We start from the raw sequence: 17,281 nt of genomic DNA, 5'->3' as shown, positions 1-17,281 counted from the left end.
GGCGAACCGGCAGTGGCTGCGGATACCGGCGCGTTAAGCTGCGCTGCGTGACAGGCGACGTGTCGGGGGACCTCACCGGTCGCCAGCTGGGCCACTACCGCATCGACTCGGTGCTCGGCAAGGGCGGCATGAGCGTGACCTACCAGGCCACGGACACGCGGCTCGGCCGCAAGGTGGCGCTGAAGGTCATCGGTGACCACCTCGGCGCGGACGCCGAGTTCCGCGAACGGTTCGTCGACGAGGCACGCAACACCTCCGCGATCGACCACGCCAACGTCGTCCCGCTGTACGACTTCGGCGAACTCGACGGCATGCTCTACATCGCCATGCGGATGGTCGACGGCGGCGATCTCGCCGGCATCATGTCCGCGGGCCCGATCAGCCCCGCTCGCGCGCTCACCCTGCTCGACCAGGTCGCCGACGCCCTCGACACCCTGCACAACCACGGCCTCGTGCACCTCGACGTCAAACCGGCCAACGTGCTCGTCACCAGCCGCGAGACGTCCCGCGAGCACGTCTACGTCGCCGACTTCGGCCTCACCCGCCGCGGCGCCACCGGCCACCGCACCCGCGGCGGCGACTTCCTCGGCTCGCCCACCTACGCCGCGCCCGAGCACCTGCGCGGCGAACCGCTCGACGGCCGCACCGACCAGTACGCGCTCACCTGCGTGCTGTTCGCCTGCCTCACCGGCAACCCGCCGTTCCGCGGCGACGTCCCCACCGTCATCAAGGGCCACCTCGGCGGGGAACCGCCGTCGGTGGCGAGCGTGGTCGCGCTCCCCGCCGCCGTGGACGACGTCATCCGCAAGGGCATGGCGAAAAGCCCGAACGACCGCTACCCCAACTGCGTCGCGATGATCGCCGCGGCCCGGGTGGCGCTCGGCCCGCTCGCGGCCTCGGACACCCCGCCGGGTCCGGCCCGGCCGAACGGACTGCCGGAGGGAGCGGGCATGCAGCAAGGACAGCAGGGACAGCAGGGACCTGGCGGAGCGGCCGGTGGTCCGGTCGGAGCTGGCGGGCCTGGTGCTGGTGGCCCGGGTGCTGGTGGACCGGCTGGGCAGGGCGGCCCTGGTGGCCCCGGCCAGCCTGGAGGGCCTGGGGCTGCGGGGCAGGGCGCGCAGGCTGGACCGGGTGCTCCCGGTGCCGGTGCGCCGGGTGCTCCTGGCGCTTGGGGCGGTCAGCAGCCCGGCCAAGCCGGATACGCCGCTCAGGGCGGCTACGGCGGCCCCGCCGGTTACGGCAACCAGCCTCCTCCCGGCTATCCAGCACAGCCCGGTCAACCGCAGCCTGGCCAACCGCAGCCGGGACAGCCGCAGCCCGGTCACCCCGGCCAGCCGCAAGCGGGCCAGCCGGGCCAGCCCGGTCAGCCGCAGCCTGGACAACAGGGCTATCCCGGCCAGGCCCCGGCAGGCCCCCCGCCCGGCTACGGCTACCCCGGTCAGCCCGGCCAACCCGGCCCCGGACAGCCAGGCCAGCCAGCTCAGCAAGGCCCCCCGCCCGGCTACAGCGGCTACCCGAACCAGCCGAACCAGCCCGGCGGCTACCCCGGTCAGCCGCCGCAGCAGGGCCATCCGAACCAGCAGGCCTTCGGCGACCCGATGCGGCTCCGTCCGCCGTCCCCGGCGGGCGGCGCGGGCGCGTTCGAAGCACAGCCCAAGAGCGGCGGCCTGAAGTGGCTGTGGATCGCGCTCGGGGTGCTCGTCGTGGCAGGGCTGGTCGTCGGCGCGATCTTCCTCTTCGGCGGCGACGACGGCGGCAGCGGCGGCACCGCTCCGACGTCGTCCGCGCCCAACATCCCGGTCGGTCCGGGCGGCTCGCAGAGCGGCGGTCCGTCGTCGCTGCGCCCGCCGCCGTCGTCGATTCACATCCAGCCGAGCCGCTGAGCCGGCGGAGCCGCTCCACCAGGGCACCGACGCTGACCTGCGCTCCTTGCACTCGACCCCGGAGAGTGCTAAACACGGCATTGGCACTCGACGCCGTCGAGTGCTAGGCGAGCGGTCACCGACCGCCTGCCTGAAGGTCGGGACGGTGAGGCTGACCCACCGGTCAGTCGTCCGTCGCGGGCACCGAGCCTGGCCGAGGACGTGTCCTGCTGCCGCCGCTGGAGACAGCGCGGCGGTAGCGCCCAATACCGGAGGACCACACCGCAATGGCCAAACTGATCGCGTTCGACGAGGACGCCCGCCGCGGTCTTGAGCGCGGCTTGAACACCCTCGCCGAAGCCGTCAAGGTGACCCTCGGCCCGCGGGGCCGGAACGTCGTGCTCGAAAAGAAGTGGGGCGCGCCGACGATCACCAACGACGGTGTCTCCATCGCCAAGGAGATCGAGCTCGAGGACCCGTGGGAGAAGATCGGGGCCGAGCTCGTCAAGGAAGTTGCCAAGAAGACCGACGACGTCGCGGGTGACGGCACCACCACCGCGACCGTGCTCGCCCAGGCGCTCGTGCGCGAGGGCCTGCGCAACGTCGCGGCCGGCGCCGACCCGATCTCGCTGAAGCGCGGCATCGAGGCGGCCGTCGAGGCCATCACCGAGCAGCTGCACAAGGCCGCCGTCCAGATCGAGACCAAGGAGCAGATCGCTGCTACCGCCTCGATCTCGGCCGCTGACCGCACCATCGGCGAGCTGATCGCCGAGGCGCTGGACAAGGTCGGCAAGGAAGGCGTCGTCACCGTCGAGGAGAGCAATACCTTCGGGCTCGAGCTTGAGCTGACCGAGGGCATGCGCTTCGACAAGGGCTACGTGTCCGGTTACTTCGTGACCGACCCGGAGCGCCAGGAAGCCGAGCTGGAGGACCCGTACGTCCTGCTCTTCGGTTCCAAGATCTCGAACGTCAAGGACGTTCTGCCGCTGCTGGAGAAGGTCATCCAGTCCGGCAAGCCGCTGCTGATCATCGCCGAGGACGTCGAGGGCGAAGCCCTGGCGACCCTGGTGGTCAACAAGATCCGTGGCACCTTCAAGTCCGTCGCCGTCAAGGCGCCTGGCTTCGGTGACCGCCGCAAGGCGATCCTGCAGGACATCGCGATCCTGACCGGTGGCCAGGTCATCTCCGAGGACGTCGGCCTCAAGCTGGAGAACGCGGACCTGTCGCTGCTGGGCCGTGCCCGCAAGGCCGTCATCACCCGCGACGAGACCACCATCGTCGAGGGCGCTGGCGACGCCGACCAGATCCAGGGTCGCGTCAACCAGATCCGCGCGGAGATCGAGAACTCCGACTCGGACTACGACCGCGAGAAGCTGCAGGAGCGGCTCGCGAAGCTGGCCGGCGGCGTGGCCGTCATCAAGGCCGGCGCCGCGACCGAGGTCGAGCTGAAGGAGCGCAAGCACCGCATCGAGGACGCGGTGCGCAACGCCAAGGCCGCCGTGGAAGAGGGCATCGTCGCCGGCGGCGGCGTGGCCCTGATCCAGGCTGCCGAGGCCGCTTTCGCGGGCCTGAAGCTGACCGGTGACGAGGCCACTGGCGCGAACATCGTCAAGGTCGCCGTCGAGGCTCCGCTCAAGCAGATCGCGATCAACGCCGGTCTCGAGGGCGGCGTCGTGGCGGAGAAGGTCAAGGGCCTGCCGCAGGGCCACGGCCTGAACGCCGCCACCGGCGAGTACGAGGACCTGCTCGCGGCCGGCGTGCCGGACCCGACGAAGGTCACCCGCTCCGCGCTGCAGAACGCCGCTTCGATCGCGGCGCTGTTCCTGACCACCGAGGCTGTCGTCGCGGACAAGCCGGAGAAGGCTGCTGCCGCTCCGGCCGACCCGTCCGGCGGCATGGGTGGCATGGACTTCTGAGTTCGGCTGCTTTCCGGCGAAGCCCGGTTCACCCTCGCGGTGGGCCGGGCTTCGCCCATTCCTGGGCTCAGTCTTCCGGGGTCAGGACCGCGGCCGCGGCGTAGACCGGGAGGATCACCCCGGCCGAGAGCACGGCCCCGGCGACCGCGGCGATGCGCACCATCGAGGGGTCGACGTTGAGGTAGTTGGCCCAGCCGCCGCACACGCCGGTGAGCATGCGGTCGGAGCGGCTGCGGAAGATCTTCTTGGCCGGTGCGGCCTGCACGTTGTCCGTCATGCCAGCAATACTCCGCGACCGGGACCCGCCGCACATCCGGGAACGCCCCGGAGATAGCCCCGGGGCCGCGACCCTGAACCGCCCCTTAGCCGCGGATCTTCCGGACCCGCTCGAACCGGTCCAGCCACGCCGCCGTCACCTCGGGCGAGGCGGCGAACTCGGCGTAGGCGTCGGGTTCCGGGGCCTGTCGCGGCACCGGAAGGTAACCGTCCACAGGGGACAGCGTGGCGGTGCAGACGTCCCCCCGCAGCAACGACATCGTGCCGAGCCCGCAGGCGAAGTCCAGCTCCGGCAAGGCTCCGGCGAGCGCGAGCCCGGCGGCCAGCCCGACGCTCGTCTCGACCGCCGACGACACCACGCACGGCAGCCCGCACGCCTCCGCGACCTCCAGCGCGCGCCGCACGCCGCCGAGCGGGGCGACCTTGAGCACGGCGATGTCGGCGGCTCCGGCGACCGCGACCTTCAGCGGGTCTTCAGCGCGGCGGATCGACTCGTCGGCCGCGATCCGCACCGACACGCGGCGGCGGACGGCGGCCAGGTCGTCGATCGTGGGGCATGGCTGCTCGGCATACTCCAGTCCACCGGCCGCGCGGTCCAGTTCGCCGAGCGCATGCACCGCGGTGTCGACATCCCATGCCGTGTTGGCGTCGACGCGGATCGCGCCGGACGGACCCAGCGCGTCGCGCACCGCTTCGATGCGGGCGCAGTCCTCGGCCAGCGTCGCGCGTTTGTCGGCGACCTTCACCTTCGCCGTGCGGCAGCCGGAGGCGCGGACCAGCTCATACGCGCGTTCCGGCGGCATGATCGGGACGGTCGCGTTCACCTCGACGCGATCGCGGACCGGCTCCGGCCAGCCTTCTTCGCTCGCTTCGAGCGCGGCGGAGAGCCAGGGCACGCTCTCGATGTCCGAATAGTCAGCGAACGGGCAGAACTCGCCCCAGCCGGCGGGGCCGCGGAGCAACAGTCCTTCACGGACGGTGATGTCCCGGAACTGGGTGTGCAGCGGGAGCGCGTAAACCTGCATGACTGCCGATCATGCCATCGCGGCCGCGGCGGAACCGAGGTGCCGCGGGGGCCGTCTCAACGCCACAATGGAACGTGTGGACGGCCTCGACTTCCGGGTGCTCGGCCCGGCCGAGGTGCTGGCCGGGGACCAGGTGGTGCCGCTGGGCGGCAGCCGCCCGCTGATCGTGCTCGCCGGACTGCTGCTGCGGGCCAACCGGCTCGTGTCGGTCGACGTGCTCAGCCACTGGCTGTGGGGCGACGACCAGCGTCGGTCGAAGGGCGCGCTGCAGACGTATGTCCTGCGGCTGCGCCGGGCGCTCGGCGACGGAGCGGCGATCCGTACCGAACGCGGCGGCTACCTGTTGGAAGTCGACGAGAACGCGGTGGACCTCGGCAGGTTTCGGCAGCTCGCGGCCAGGGGGCGCAGCGCGGCGGAGCGCGGGGAACACCGGCGGGCGGCGGGGTACTTCGAGGACGCGCTGGGGCAGTGGCGGGGGTCGGCGCTGCAGAACGTGGAGTCGGACGCGCTGCACCGGGACGAGGTCGGCCAGCTCGCCGAGGAGCGCACGCGGGTGCGTGAGCTGTGGGCCGAGACGCTGCTGACCGTCGGCGAGTACGACACCGTCGTGCCCGAACTGGAGCGGTTGACCCGCGAAAACCCGCTGCGGGAACGGCCGCACGAGCAGCTGATGTACGCGCTGCTCCGCTCCGGACGGCAGGCTGAGGCGCTTGAAGTGCACCGGCGGATCAGCGCGTTGCTGGCCGAGGAGCTGGGCTTGGACCCTGGTGCCGGACTGCAGCGGGCGCACCGGCTCGTCCTGGGCGGCGACGAAGGCCCCCGGTTCCGGACGCCGCTGGAACCCCATGTGCCGCACCAGCTTCCGGCCGACCTCGGGGCGTTCGCCGGTCGAGCGGCGGATTTGAAAGCCCTGCGCGCGTTGCTGCCGGAAGCCCTGGACGACGGCACCTCCACGCCGATCGCCTCGGTGGAAGGCATGGGCGGGCAAGGGAAAACGACGCTGTCCGTCCACTTCGCACACCAGATCGCCGACCGTTTCACCGGCGGCCAGGTGTTTCTCGACCTGCGTGGCTACGGCCCGGGTGCGCCGGTGTCGCCGACCGCCGCGCTGGAGACCATGCTGATCGCGCTTGGCGTGCCCGCCGACCGGATTCCGTCCGGTTTGGACGAACGCGCGGCGACCTGGCGCACCTACACCACTGGCCGACGGCTGCTGGTGGTGCTGGACAACGCGAACAGCACGGAGCAGGTGCGTTCGCTGCTGCCGGGCCCGGGCTGTCTGGTCGTGGTGACGAGCCGATGGCAGCTGCGCGGGCTGGTCGCGACACACGGTGCCCGGCGGATCGCACTGTCTGAATTGGACAGTGAGGAAGCGGTGGAGCTGCTTGCCTCGGCGATCGGGGTCGAGCGGGTACACGAGGATCCGGTGGCAGCGGGCCGTTTTGTCGAGTACTGCGGCGGGCTTCCGTTGGCGATCCGGATTCTCGCCGTGCGAGCGGCGCAGTTCCCGCGACTGCCGCTGGACGAGTTCGTCAGAGCGCTGCCCTCGGACGCCGGCCGGTTGAGCACCTTCGATCTCGGCGACGGCGACGAAACCAATATCCGCACGGTTTTCTCGTACTCCTACCGGGTTTTGTGCCCGGCTGCGGCACGGCTGCTGCGTTTGCTGGCAATGTCGGTCGGCCCGGATTTGTCGCTGGGCATGGCGGTCGCCCTCAACGGACGGTCCGAAGCGGACACTCGCAGCGCGCTCGACACGCTCGTGTCCACACACCTGCTCACCCAGCCGAAGCCGGGTCGATACCAGTTCCACGATCTGATTCGCGCCTATGCGATCGAATTGTCGGAGCAGGAGGACGACGACGCCGAGCGCGCGGCGGCCAGTGCGCGACTGCTCGACTGGTTCATTTCGTCCGCGCGGAACGCGGCCACGGCGATGCGGCCGCAGCAGCTGATGGACGAAATCGGGCCGGTGCCGTCCGCCGGTGCGCTGGAGTTCGCGGACTTTCACCGGGCATTGGCGTGGTTCGGCGAGGAACACGGGAACCTGATCTCGACGATCCAGTGGGCATTCCGGATCGGCCGATACGCGCAGTGCTGGCGGCTGGCGTGGTCGCTGTTCACCTATTTCGCCGGACGCGCCCGGGTCGACGAATGGCGATACGTCTACGAGATCGGCTTGCGGGCAGCGCGGAATTCCGGGGAACGCCACGGCGAGGCGGCGGTCCTCAATGGACTCGGCGTGATCGAAGGGGTCGCCAGGAGGTACGTACTGGCGCGCGAATACCTGGAGCAGGCGCTGGCCGTGCAGCTGGAACTGGGCTCACTGCCGGGCGAGGCGCGAGCGCGTTACAACCTCGCGATGACCGCGCAGGACATCGAGGATTTCCCCGAGGCTTACCGGCATGGCCTGCGTGCGCTGGAAATCACGCGGGAGCTGGGGTTCACCTCGGTGGAGGCGAACGTTTTGCGTGCTTTGGGCGACCTGTGCGCGATGATGGGCGACTACCCGCAGGCGCTGTCGCTGGCCGACGAGGCGCTGGCTTTGGTGCCGCCGGACGATCTGCCGCAGGGCCGGTTTTCGCTGGCCGCGCGGGCGCGTGCGTTGCTGGGTTTGGGCAGGCACGTGGAGGGAATCGAGTGCCTGTCCGAAGCCGTCGACATGTTCTTCGCGATGGATGAGGAGTACGAGGCCGCGGATGTGCTGTCCGAACTGGGCACCGCACACCTGCGCTACGGCCGCACCGCCGCGGCCCGCGACTGCTGGCTGCGCGCGGTTCGCCTGCTGACCACGCTGGACCACCCCGACGTGGACCGGGTGCGGGCGCAACTGGCGGCTTTGGTGCGGGGGTAGTCGCGCGGTCGCTGGTTGTCGGCTTGGTGTGGGGCCAGTTTTGGCTGCTGACCGCGCTATCCGGTGCGGGCGGCTTTGGGCGGGGCTGGTCGCGCGTTGGTGGGCTGTCGGCTTGGCGCGGGCTAGCTTCGGCTGCTGACCGCGCTATCCAGTGCGGACTGGGCTAGTCGCGCGTTCGCTGGCTGTCAGCCTGGCGCGGGACCAGCTTCGGCTGTTTGGCGCAATGTTCATCTGCCAGTCACTTCGCGGGCAGCCGGGCGCGGTGGTCCGCGTGCCGACCCCCAGCGGCAGCACGTAGACCACCGGCGGCCCTACCGCCACCCAACCGAAGTGCGCTCACTGTCCGCTCACTGTCCCGGGCCGGTTTCGGTCGCGAGGCCAAGCAACCGGGTGAGTGCGACGGCGTTGTGCGGGGCGGCGGCTTCGCTGTCGTTGTCGAAGTAGACGTGAACGTCTCGGCGGCCGCCGTCGTGCCACTCGGTGATCTTCGCGGCCCAGTCGCGCAGTGCCCCGTCGGAGTAATTGCTGGTGTAGAGGGTTTCCGCGCCGTGCAGCCGGACGTAACTGAAGTCAGTGGTCTGGTCCTCCCGGTACGGCCACGGCGCGGCGGCGTCGGCGGTCACCAGCGCTACCCGGTGTTTCTTGAGCAGATCAAGTGCTTCGTGCGTGGTGAAGCTGGGGTGACGCACCTCCAGCGCGTGCCGCACCGGCCGGTCTGGACCAGATTCCAGAAACGCTCGGGACTTGAGCTTGTCGTCATGCTTCGCCCCGAGCGCGGCTGCCTCGCCGGTGCTGCGCGGGAGCTGCCCGAGGAAGGTGGCGACGCGATCAGGGTCGAAGACCAGCCGCGCGGGGAGCTGCCAGAGGAACGGCCCCAGCTTGTCGGCGAGCGCCAGGACGCCGGACGCGTAGAAGTTGGCGAGCGCGGTTTCGACGTCGCGCAACTGTTTGAGATGCGTGATGAACCGGCCGCCCTTCACCGCGAACAGAAACCCGGCCGGGGTTTCGGCGTGCCAGCCGAGGTATCGCTCCGGGCGCTGCAGCGAGTAGAAGGACCCGTTGATCTCGACGGCGTTCGTCCGGCGGGAGAGGTACTCAAGTTCCCGCCGCTGTCTCATACCCGACGGGTAGAACGCGCCACGCCACGGCGGATATCGCCAGCCGGACGTGCCCACCCGGATCTGACCGACCTCGCTCACCGGCTCACGGGTTCCCGCGCGGACGGTCGCGGTAAACACTTTTCGGACAAGCGGGCTAAAACTTAGGACCAGTGTCCCGACTAGTTGACCTCGTTGCCCGAGGGGTCACGGCTGGATGCGCTCCAGGTCCTCAAGCAGGCTCGGGTGCTTCGGCTGCCAGCCAAGGACTTCGCGGGTGCGGACGCTGGTAGCGGGCTGGTCCATGGCGAAGATCGGACCGAACGGACCGAAGTCCTCCTGCGGCACCGAATTGGTCGGCAGGCCGAGCCTCCTGCCGATGACGGCCGCGATGTCACGGACGGCGTCACCCTCGTCGGCGACTGCGTGCCAGGCCGTTCCAGCCGGTGCCGACTCGAGCGCCAGACGGAACAAGACCGCCGCGTCGAGTGCGTGCACGGCTGGCCAGCGTTGGGTGCCGTCGCCGGGATAGCCGGCCACACCGGTGCGGCGCGCCTGCTCGGTGAGCAGCCCGGCGAACCCGCCCTTGCCGTCGTTGTGGACCGTGCGCGGCATGCGGACCGCCGTCGCGCGCACGCCTCGGGAAGCCAGCGCCAGCAACGCGTTGACCGAACTGCCGCGGCCGCCCACCGGTCCGTCGGTCGGCAGCGGATCGGCTTCGGTAGCAGCGCGGCCGGGCACCCACGGCGTGCCCGAGACGGTGACGATCGGCCGTTCGCTGCCGACCAGTTCTTCTCCCAGCGCGGCCATGGCGGCGCTCTCCTCGGCGATCGACCGGGCAAGCGCTTCCTCGGTGCTGTAGTCGCTGCCGAACGCCAGGCTGATCACGCCGTCGGACTGCGCGGCACCTGCTCGCAGGACGTCGAGATCCGCGAGCTGGCCGCGCAGCACTTCCGCACCGGCGTCGGTGAGGGCCTGTGCGGACTTGTCCGAGCGAGCCAGCGCGAGAACGGTGTGCCCGCTGGCGAGCAGCTGGGCCACGACCGGCGAACCGATGGTGCCCGTGCCGCCGGTGACGAAAACCTGCATGAGACTCTCCCGATGGTGATGAGACCTTTGTCCCGTCACCATACACAGTGATGGGACTCTTGTCCCGTCACCTAAGATGGACCCATGGCCCGATGGCAACCGGAGACGACTCAACGACTGGTCGTGGCGGCTGTCGACCTGTTCACCGAGCAGGGGTACGACGAGACCACCGTCGCGCAGATCGCTGAACGCGCGGGCGTCACCAAGAGCACGTTCTTCCGGCACTTCTCCGACAAGCGCGAGTTGCTGGTCGCCGGGCAGGAGACGCTGAGCCGGCTGCTAGCCGAGGGCATCGCCGAGGCACCCGCTTCTTGCAGCCCGCTGGAGGCGGTCGCGGCTGGCCTCGAACGCGCGTCCGGTGCCATGGGCCCGGCGAACCGCGAACTCGGCCCGCGTCTTAAGGCCGCGGTGGCGGCGAGTACCGAACTGCAGGAACGGGACGCCCTCAAGAACGTCGGCCTCGCGGCGGCGATGTCTGCCGCGCTGGTCGCTCGGGGAGTTGCTGACCCGATCGCGCATCTTGCGGCTGAGTTGGGGGTGCTTGCTTTCAAGCGGGGCTATACGCGGTGGTCCGAGGCTGAGGGTGATGAGGACGGTCTTGCGCGTCATGCGCTGGCTGCGCTGCGGGAGCTGCGGGTGGCTGCGGCGTCGCTGGAGTGACGAAGCCGATGAGCTGGGCGTGTGCTTCGTCTTGCCGCCGGTGCCCGCGGGGTCGGAGGCGTGGTCGTGCCGAGGGCGGGGCTATGCGGCTCGGGGAGAGCGGGCGGGCGCGGGGAAGTGCGCGAATCAACCAGGCTGAGCCGGGATGTTCAGCCAGGTCCGCGAGGTCAGCGGGATCCGTGGGCTGCGCCGCGCCCGTCGGGTCGCACCGGATCGGCCAGGCCGCGCCGCAGTTAAGCCGTGCGGAATCACTCGGGGCGCGGCGAATCCAGCGGGCCATGTCGCAGCCATCAGGCTGTGCCGAACTCGCCGAGCCGCGCCGGGTTCGCCGAGCCGTGCCGGTTCGCCAGGCCGCGCCGGGTTCGCCGAGCCGTGCCGGTTCGCCAGGCCGCGCCGGGTTCGCCGAGCCGTGCCGGTTCGCCAGGCCGCGCCGGGTTCGCCGAGCCGTGCCGGGTTCGCCAGGCCGCGCCGAACTCGCCGAGCCGTGCCGGGTTCGCCGAGCCGTGCCGAACTCGCCAGGCCGCGCCGGGTTCGCCAGGCCGCGCCGAACTCGCCGAGCCGCGCCGGGTCCGCCAGGCTCCGTCGAGCCTTTCGGGTCGCGCGAACCTGTCAGGTTCTGCCGAACCCCGCTGGGCCGCGCCGAGCCTGGCAGTTCCGCCGAACCCCGCCGGGCCGTGCTGGAACTGCCCGGCTTCGCCGGAGTCGCCAGATTCGTTGCGGTATCGGGGTGATCCGTCCCGCTCCTGGGCGGGCTCCGCCCCGGGTCCTCACCTCCTCAGGCCCACGAGAACCTCCAGCGGCGGCTCTGTACCAGCGACGTCGCGTACTCCCGCAGGTTTCCTGGCTGGGCGAGGTACGTGGGCAGGCTGAAAGCACGGTGCTCGGCCGCCACCGTCAGTGCCCTGGCGTGGGTTCGGGGTGGGGCCGAGACCGACAGTTCGAGCGTGTCGAAGCCCAGCGTCACCAGGGTCGCGCCGAAGCGGTCTTCCCAGCTGCGCAGGACCGCGGACAGTTCCGCGACCTGATCTGTCGCCTTGATCATCCCGGTCCAGCCGATGAGGGCCGGGACGTCGGCGGGGCGGTCGGCTTGCACCAGGCCTAGGCGGTGCGGGGTGCGGGCGGCCAGGATCGAGCCGGTGTTGCCTGCCTCGGCCAGCGGGTCCGAGCGGCGGTGCGAGCGTTTCGCCAGCCCGGGGAAGCGGGTGCCGAACGGGCGCAGGCAGGCACCGTCGCAACAAGAGCCGTCCCACCAGCGGGCCAGGACTTCGGCGGGGTCGGCGTTGTCGACGCGGTGGCCGGCGGGGGCGAGGCGGCCGCGGTCGTCCAGCCAGTCTTCGCCGCGGGCGGTGAAGCGCTGGTCGGGCGGGATCAGCACCGGCCACAGGCCCGAGCGCTCGAACTCCGCGACACAGCTCAAGTACCGCTGCGGCCGCGTGAGCGGCTCCTCCGACACCCAGATGCGCCCGTGCCAGCGCCCTGGCGGCAAGGTCTGGACCGGCGGTGCCCCGACGCCGGGGCGGAACGGTGCGATCGTCATGAGCTTCCCCTCGAACTGGTGTTCGGTCCTGCATATCGAACAGTAGTTCGAATCGCCGACAATTTCCAGGTGCCGGTCGTTCATCCGTTCGGGTGGCACGACAGACGGCCGCTGGCTGCCGGTGGGTCGGTTCGCGGCTGGGCGACGTCGTGCTGATCGGGATTGACGATGGATCGGGCAGTACCGGCCGCGTTCGACTAAGCGGGGTGGCACGCGGGGCAGTCGCGAGGTGACCTGATGGTCTTTTCGCGGCGGGACGTTGGTGCACCGCTGTTCCATCGCGACTGCCTGTGCCCGCGTGAGTTCGCCCCTCATTCAGCCCGCGAGCTTGGTGGCTGAGACCTCCTCCTTGGACCTCCCGACAGCGCCGTTGACATCGCCGCTCAAGCCGGAGACCGTTACCTTGCCCTTCGGGTCTTCCTCGGGCGTGGCCTTCTTGGAGAGTTCGTCCCGCATGCGTTTGAGAGCTGCCTCCAGGCTTTCCTGGCCGGACGGGTCTGTCGGCTTCGCGACGACGCCGGCCTTCATCCACAGGGTCAGGTTTTGTTTCGTCATGGTGACTTTGAAGAGCACGTCAGTCCCCGACTTGTCGTCGCGCGGTACGAGCTGAATGCTGGGCAAGTCGATCTTGATGCTCGGCGGAATGGCACCGCCGCCCAGGCCGAGTTTGCCCTCGTCGAGGCCGAAGGGGGGCTGCATGCCGCCGCCCGCCGCCCTGGCGAGCACCACCGAGGCGTACGCGAGGTCGGCCTTCTCCTTGAACCAGTCCTGGTCGACGACGGGCGGGGGCTTGTGCCTGCCGTCGAGGAAGGACCCGACGCCGCCCGCCGGGTCGACGGACTTGCCGTCGCCTTTGCGGTGAAGGGCGTCCCGGGTGATGGCACCGCTGTTGGCATTCGTCGACAGAGACGCCGGAGAGACGGCCGCATACGACATATTCTTGCGGCGGAGGAAATCCGCGACCTCAGTGGTGTGGGCGGCACCGATGTCCACGGCGATCGGCGCGCATTCGCCTACGCTGTCAGCGGCGAGTTTTATCGTGTTCTCGGCCATCGCGTTGCTGCGCTGCACCGTGACGTCGAAGAACTTCTTGGCCTCTTGGAGATCAGCGCGATAGGCCGTGACATCGGCGTTCACCTCGGTGGCCTTCTGTTCCAGTTCGGCGGCGAGGCGTTGCATCTCCTCATTGGTCACGATCGGCGTGAGGCGTTTGACCACCTGGTACCGCTGACTGGCCCAAGGGCTGGTGCCGATGATGAACTTGATGGCCTCTTCGTCTTTTTTCTGGTCGAGCAGATCGTTGGCCTTGAGGTTCTGGTCGGATGTCATCGTCGTCGCGGCAATGGCGACCAGATACCCGGTCAGCGATTGGTTGGCCTTCGTCGACAGTTCGACGTCGTACTGGTCGGACTTTTCGATCGGCTGCTCGATGAAACCGGGCAGCGCCATCGCGGCGAAGTCGGCCGCGCTCACCTCTCCCTCGCGGAGCAGTTGCAAGGCGACCGCCGTCCGGGTCCCGGCGTCCGGTTTGGACGTGAACCACCCGACATCCGGTGCCTTCTTCTCCACGACCGAGCCCTCGAGCGCGAGGCGGCGCAGGTGGTCCTGGTGGTAGAGGCGGTTGAGCATGATGGCGATCTCGACCTGTCCGACTCTCGACGCGTGTTGTTCGTCGAGAACAATCACGAATGGCCGGCTAGTGCCGTTGGCGCTGTCCAGTTTGCCGACGTCCGCATATCTGCTGGCATTAACCGAGTACGGCGTCTTGTCGCGAACGCACGCGGCTTCGGAGGCGGCCGGATCTGTGCCCGGGGAAGAGGTGCACCCGGCGACAGCTGTCGTCAGCACGACTGCCGCCGGCCATAGCGGCCACTGTTGTCGTCTCACGGGAGTTCGTCTCCTTCTGATTGTTCCCCCGGCACGTTGAGAGCGTCCTGAATTTCGAGCTGTTCGATGTGGTACCGGGGATTCAGCTGTAATAGGGCAGCTTTGGCGCGAGCGGTTCCCGTGCTGCCAAGCGCGCGGATGATCCGGCAGCTCACTTCATGATCCAAAGTTGCGTAGAAACCTTCTACGAGCAACGGGACTACGTCCGGATTGCCGCTGCCATGCAGTTGACGGGCAGCCGCGTTTTGTTCATCGGAAGTCCCGTACAGCAACTGTTCGCGCAACGAGCGACCGCGCGGGTTGAGTTCGGCGAGCAGCGCTACGGCGAACGTCGCCGCGTTGCGCGCTGCCCGTCGCTGTCCGCCGCCCCGGTCGGCATGTTCCTTTCGGCCGTCAGCGTGGTCGCTGATGCCCCGCACGACAACCGTCGGTACTGATGCGTTGAGCTGGCCGGCGAGCGCGACTCCGGCACCTTCCATTTCTACCGCGGCCGCGTCGCCGTAGTGCGTTTTGAGATGTCGCGCATACGGTGAATCGGGCGAGTCGAGCACGACTTCGCCCGAAGCGATCGGCCGGACGACGGCTTTCGCTTCGGGCCGGTCAGGGAGCGCGTTCTGCCAGGTGTTCTCGCTGGCGACCAGTTCTGCCCGCTGGACGTGTCCATGGTGGGGGAACCACACCCGCGGGCGTGCCTGGAATCCGGCGTCGACCGCCTTGCCGCCGTGCACGGCATAAACCTTTTCAGCCACTACGACATCGCCGAGCGAGAGGTCCGTGTGGAGCCCGCCTGCCACGCCGACCATCATCACCAGATCTGGCCGGTAGTGCGAAATCGCGCGTTCGGCGATGACCGCGGCCTGCTGATTTCCCTGACCGGTCCGGGTCAGCATCACCCGCCATGGACTGTTCAGCAGGAGGCCCGCGTGGAAGATCGTTCCGGCGGAATGGGTTTCCTGCCGGAGCGAGACCATGGTTTCCGTCATTGCTTCGTGCTCGACCGGAATAGCCGTCAGGACAACGACGGTCGGCGTCGAATTCACCACTGTTTTACTCACCAATACCAGGAACTGGCGGAGTCGGAAGAATTCCGGACGCGGTGCCGAAGCGAGTTTTCCCGCCGGCGGCGCGGCTCTGTCCGGGAGCGGCCGCTTCGTGTGCGGTCGCTTCGCGAACCTGCTGACCGATAAGTGGTTCCGTGGGAGACCCCTTTCCGTCAGGCTGACGATATCGGAGGAGGGTAGAGGCTCGCGCACTTGGCGTCAAGTTGACGAGAAGCTAGGGTTCGGCCATGTCCTGGCAGATTCCCCGGGTGGCGGTGGCTGTTGACCTGGCCGTGCTCACCGTTCGCAACGACAGACTGCAGATCCTGCTGGTCGAACGCGCTATCAAGCCGTTCCGGGGCATGTTCGCCCTGCCTGGGGGATTCCTCGCGTCGAAGGAGGAAGATCTCGAAGTCGCCGCCGCGCGCGAACTCGCTGAGGAAACCGGGCTCGAGCCGCGTCCACTGCATCTTGAGCAGATGCGCACGTATGGCGCGCCCGACCGGGATCCGCGCGGCCGGGTCCTGACTGTCTGCTATCTCGCTGTTGTGCCAAACCTCCCCTTGCCCGTGCCGGGCGGAGACGCGCGCGCCGCGCGGTGGACACCTGTCGACGCCGTGCTGAACAGCGAGGTGGCCATGGCGTTCGACCATCGGGAGATCATCGCCGACGCGGTCGAACGCGCCCGCAGCAAACTGGAATACACGACCCTCGGCGCCGCGTTCTGCGCCGCGCCGTTCACCATCAGCGAGCTGCGCCACGTGTACGAGACCGTATGGGGCCATAAGCTCGACTCGCGCAACTTCCACCGCAAGATCACCAGTGTCGACGGATTTCTGGTGTCTACCGGCGAGCGGACCAAGCGTGACGGGGGGCGGCCCGCCGCGCTCTACCGGCCTGGCGGCGCGCGGCTCATGCATCCGCCGATCCTGCGAAGCGCGGGAAGTTCGCCATGGGCTGGGTAGTCGTCCGGGCCGGGTGCGGCGATTCGTCCGTCGGTGGTCGGCGATGTTCCATTTCGCGCCGTTCAAGCGGGGACGAGCTGGCTGACGATGACGCCGAGGGCGAAGCCGACTCCGGCTGACCAGAACACGAGAGCGGCAAGAGTTCGTACGGTGCACAAGATCTTCATGGGTCCGTCCTCCCGCGAGATGGTCACGCGCCGGTACGCCACGCGGGCCGACGATCGCGTCACCTTAAGGTCACCATGACAAGTACTATCCGTCGTGTGGACAGTAGCGGAACGTGGTACTTTAGGTCAAGATGACAGGAATGGAGACGGGTGCGTGAGCACGAAGGACAGGTTCCGGTCAGCGGTGGCAGTCGACATGGTCGTGCTGACTGTGCGGGAACACGCACTGCAGGTGCTGGTGGTCGAGCGGGCCAAGCCGCCGTTCTTCGGCCGTCTCGCGTTGCCCGGCGGGTTCCTGGAAGACGGCGAGAACCTCGACGAGGCTGCGCAGCGGGAACTGGCGGAGGAGACTGGGTTGGCCGCCGAGCAGGTGCACGTCCGGCAGTTCCGCGGTTACGGCGGTCCTGATCGCGACCCGCGCGGCCGGGTCGTATCCGTTGCCTACGTTGCGCTGATGCCGGATCTGCCGATCCCGACCGCGGGCGGGGACGCCCGCGCCGCCCGCTGGGAACCGGTCGCGGGCCTGTTGGAGGATCCGGCGGTGCTGGCGTTCGACCACCACCGGATCTTGTCCGACGCGGTCGAGCACGCCAGGGACATGCTGTCCCACACCACGCTCGCGACGACGTTCTGCCCGCCGGAGTTCACCGTGACGCAGCTGAGGGAGGTCTACGAGACCGTGTGGGGCACCGAACTGGACCCTTCGAATTTCCACCGGAAGGTCACCCGGGCCGACGGGTTTCTCGTTCCGGCAGGAGCCAAGGCGGCCAGTGATGGCGGGCGCCGCGCGAACCTCTACCGTGCGGGAACGGCGACCCAGCTGTATCCCGCGTTGCTGCGCGAACACCACTCGAAACCCGGTGCGCGCCAGGAGCCGTGACGGCTGGCGCACACCGCGCTTCTGCG

General features: G+C 69.3%; 13 protein-coding genes. 6 read left to right on the top strand and 7 right to left on the bottom strand.

From position 1 onward, the window contains the following. Nucleotides 1-59 precede the first annotated feature (59 nt). Both ACFSVL_RS46440 and groL read left to right on the top strand, forming a co-directional pair. Nucleotides 60-1,883: a serine/threonine-protein kinase gene (locus ACFSVL_RS46440; RefSeq protein WP_449224413.1), complete on the top strand. Its 1,824-nt coding sequence runs from the start codon at nucleotides 60-62 to the stop codon at nucleotides 1,881-1,883. Between the two features lie 266 nt (nucleotides 1,884-2,149). Further along, nucleotides 2,150-3,778, top strand: a complete 1,629-nt coding sequence (groL, locus tag ACFSVL_RS46435) for a chaperonin GroEL (RefSeq protein WP_043827278.1) — start codon at nucleotides 2,150-2,152, stop codon at nucleotides 3,776-3,778. A 67-nt stretch (nucleotides 3,779-3,845) separates the two neighbouring features. On the opposite strand, the gene ACFSVL_RS46430 is transcribed toward groL, so the two are convergent. Beyond that, nucleotides 3,846-4,055 carry a PspC domain-containing protein gene (locus ACFSVL_RS46430; protein ID WP_037807882.1) on the bottom strand — a complete coding sequence of 70 codons (210 nt, stop codon included), beginning with the start codon at nucleotides 4,053-4,055 and terminating at the stop codon, nucleotides 3,846-3,848. Nucleotides 4,056-4,140: 85 nt separating this feature from the next. After that, a complete protein-coding gene (locus ACFSVL_RS46425; protein ID WP_378314542.1) occupies nucleotides 4,141-5,079 on the bottom strand; it encodes an o-succinylbenzoate synthase in 939 nt (312 codons plus the stop codon). A 67-nt stretch (nucleotides 5,080-5,146) separates the two neighbouring features. Here ACFSVL_RS46425 and ACFSVL_RS46420 point away from each other — a divergent pair, with 67 nt between their 5' ends. Continuing rightward, nucleotides 5,147-7,933, top strand: coding sequence for an AfsR/SARP family transcriptional regulator (locus ACFSVL_RS46420; RefSeq protein WP_378314540.1), 2,787 nt, complete (start codon nucleotides 5,147-5,149; stop codon nucleotides 7,931-7,933). A gap of 347 nt (nucleotides 7,934-8,280) precedes the next feature. Here ACFSVL_RS46420 and ACFSVL_RS46415 read toward each other — a convergent pair whose 3' ends face one another. Next, on the bottom strand, nucleotides 8,281-9,051 hold the full coding sequence (locus ACFSVL_RS46415; RefSeq protein ID WP_378314538.1) for a DUF72 domain-containing protein: 771 nt from the start codon (nucleotides 9,049-9,051) through the stop codon (nucleotides 8,281-8,283). 186 nt (nucleotides 9,052-9,237) lie between these two features. Then, the gene (locus ACFSVL_RS46410; RefSeq protein WP_378314536.1) at nucleotides 9,238-10,119 is read right to left on the bottom strand and encodes an SDR family oxidoreductase; all 882 of its coding nucleotides are present in this window, start codon (nucleotides 10,117-10,119) and stop codon (nucleotides 9,238-9,240) included. Between the two features lie 84 nt (nucleotides 10,120-10,203). On the opposite strand from ACFSVL_RS46410, the gene ACFSVL_RS46405 reads away from it, so the two are divergent. After that, a complete protein-coding gene (locus ACFSVL_RS46405) occupies nucleotides 10,204-10,779 on the top strand; it encodes a TetR/AcrR family transcriptional regulator (protein ID WP_378314534.1) in 576 nt (191 codons plus the stop codon). A 775-nt stretch (nucleotides 10,780-11,554) separates the two neighbouring features. Here the strand turns inward: ACFSVL_RS46405 and ACFSVL_RS46400 are convergent. From ACFSVL_RS46400 to ACFSVL_RS46390, 3 genes are all read right to left on the bottom strand, one after another. Continuing rightward, a complete protein-coding gene (locus tag ACFSVL_RS46400; protein ID WP_378314532.1) occupies nucleotides 11,555-12,316 on the bottom strand; it encodes a DUF4253 domain-containing protein in 762 nt (253 codons plus the stop codon). A 315-nt stretch (nucleotides 12,317-12,631) separates the two neighbouring features. Then, nucleotides 12,632-14,203, bottom strand: a complete 1,572-nt coding sequence (locus tag ACFSVL_RS46395; RefSeq protein ID WP_378314530.1) for a hypothetical protein — start codon at nucleotides 14,201-14,203, stop codon at nucleotides 12,632-12,634. Next, a complete protein-coding gene (locus ACFSVL_RS46390) occupies nucleotides 14,200-15,258 on the bottom strand; it encodes a 5'-methylthioadenosine/S-adenosylhomocysteine nucleosidase family protein (protein ID WP_378314529.1) in 1,059 nt (352 codons plus the stop codon). Before ACFSVL_RS46390 ends, ACFSVL_RS46395 begins: the two co-directional genes overlap by 4 nt. 233 nt (nucleotides 15,259-15,491) lie before the next feature. Between ACFSVL_RS46390 and ACFSVL_RS46385 the strand changes: the two genes are divergently transcribed. Together ACFSVL_RS46385 and ACFSVL_RS46380 are read left to right on the top strand one after the other, a co-directional pair. Beyond that, a complete protein-coding gene (locus tag ACFSVL_RS46385) occupies nucleotides 15,492-16,208 on the top strand; it encodes an NUDIX hydrolase (protein WP_378314527.1) in 717 nt (238 codons plus the stop codon). A gap of 363 nt (nucleotides 16,209-16,571) precedes the next feature. Then, complete coding sequence (locus ACFSVL_RS46380) at nucleotides 16,572-17,255, top strand: NUDIX hydrolase (RefSeq protein WP_378314603.1); 684 nt, start codon at nucleotides 16,572-16,574, stop codon at nucleotides 17,253-17,255. The last annotated feature ends 26 nt before the right edge of the window (nucleotides 17,256-17,281 follow it).

It is taken from the genome of Amycolatopsis silviterrae (genome assembly GCF_042684085.1).
GTDB classification, from domain to species: domain Bacteria; phylum Actinomycetota; class Actinomycetes; order Mycobacteriales; family Pseudonocardiaceae; genus Amycolatopsis; species Amycolatopsis silviterrae.
Note: the sequence above shows the minus strand (reverse complement) of the source record. Positions and strands in the feature narration are given on the sequence as shown.

Coding starts and splice junctions, on each gene's coding strand:
- groL (WP_043827278.1), top strand. CDS start 2,150: ATGGCCAAACTGATCGCGTTCGACGAGGACGCCCGCCGCGGTCTTGAG.
- ACFSVL_RS46430 (WP_037807882.1), bottom strand. CDS start 4,055: ATGACGGACAACGTGCAGGCCGCACCGGCCAAGAAGATCTTCCGCAGC.
- ACFSVL_RS46425 (WP_378314542.1), bottom strand. CDS start 5,079: ATGCAGGTTTACGCGCTCCCGCTGCACACCCAGTTCCGGGACATCACC.
- ACFSVL_RS46420 (WP_378314540.1), top strand. CDS start 5,147: ATGGAACGTGTGGACGGCCTCGACTTCCGGGTGCTCGGCCCGGCCGAG.
- ACFSVL_RS46415 (WP_378314538.1), bottom strand. CDS start 9,051: ATGAGACAGCGGCGGGAACTTGAGTACCTCTCCCGCCGGACGAACGCC.
- ACFSVL_RS46410 (WP_378314536.1), bottom strand. CDS start 10,119: ATGCAGGTTTTCGTCACCGGCGGCACGGGCACCATCGGTTCGCCGGTC.
- ACFSVL_RS46405 (WP_378314534.1), top strand. CDS start 10,204: ATGGCCCGATGGCAACCGGAGACGACTCAACGACTGGTCGTGGCGGCT.
- ACFSVL_RS46400 (WP_378314532.1), bottom strand. CDS start 12,316: ATGACGATCGCACCGTTCCGCCCCGGCGTCGGGGCACCGCCGGTCCAG.
- ACFSVL_RS46385 (WP_378314527.1), top strand. CDS start 15,492: ATGTCCTGGCAGATTCCCCGGGTGGCGGTGGCTGTTGACCTGGCCGTG.
- ACFSVL_RS46380 (WP_378314603.1), top strand. CDS start 16,572: ATGGTCGTGCTGACTGTGCGGGAACACGCACTGCAGGTGCTGGTGGTC.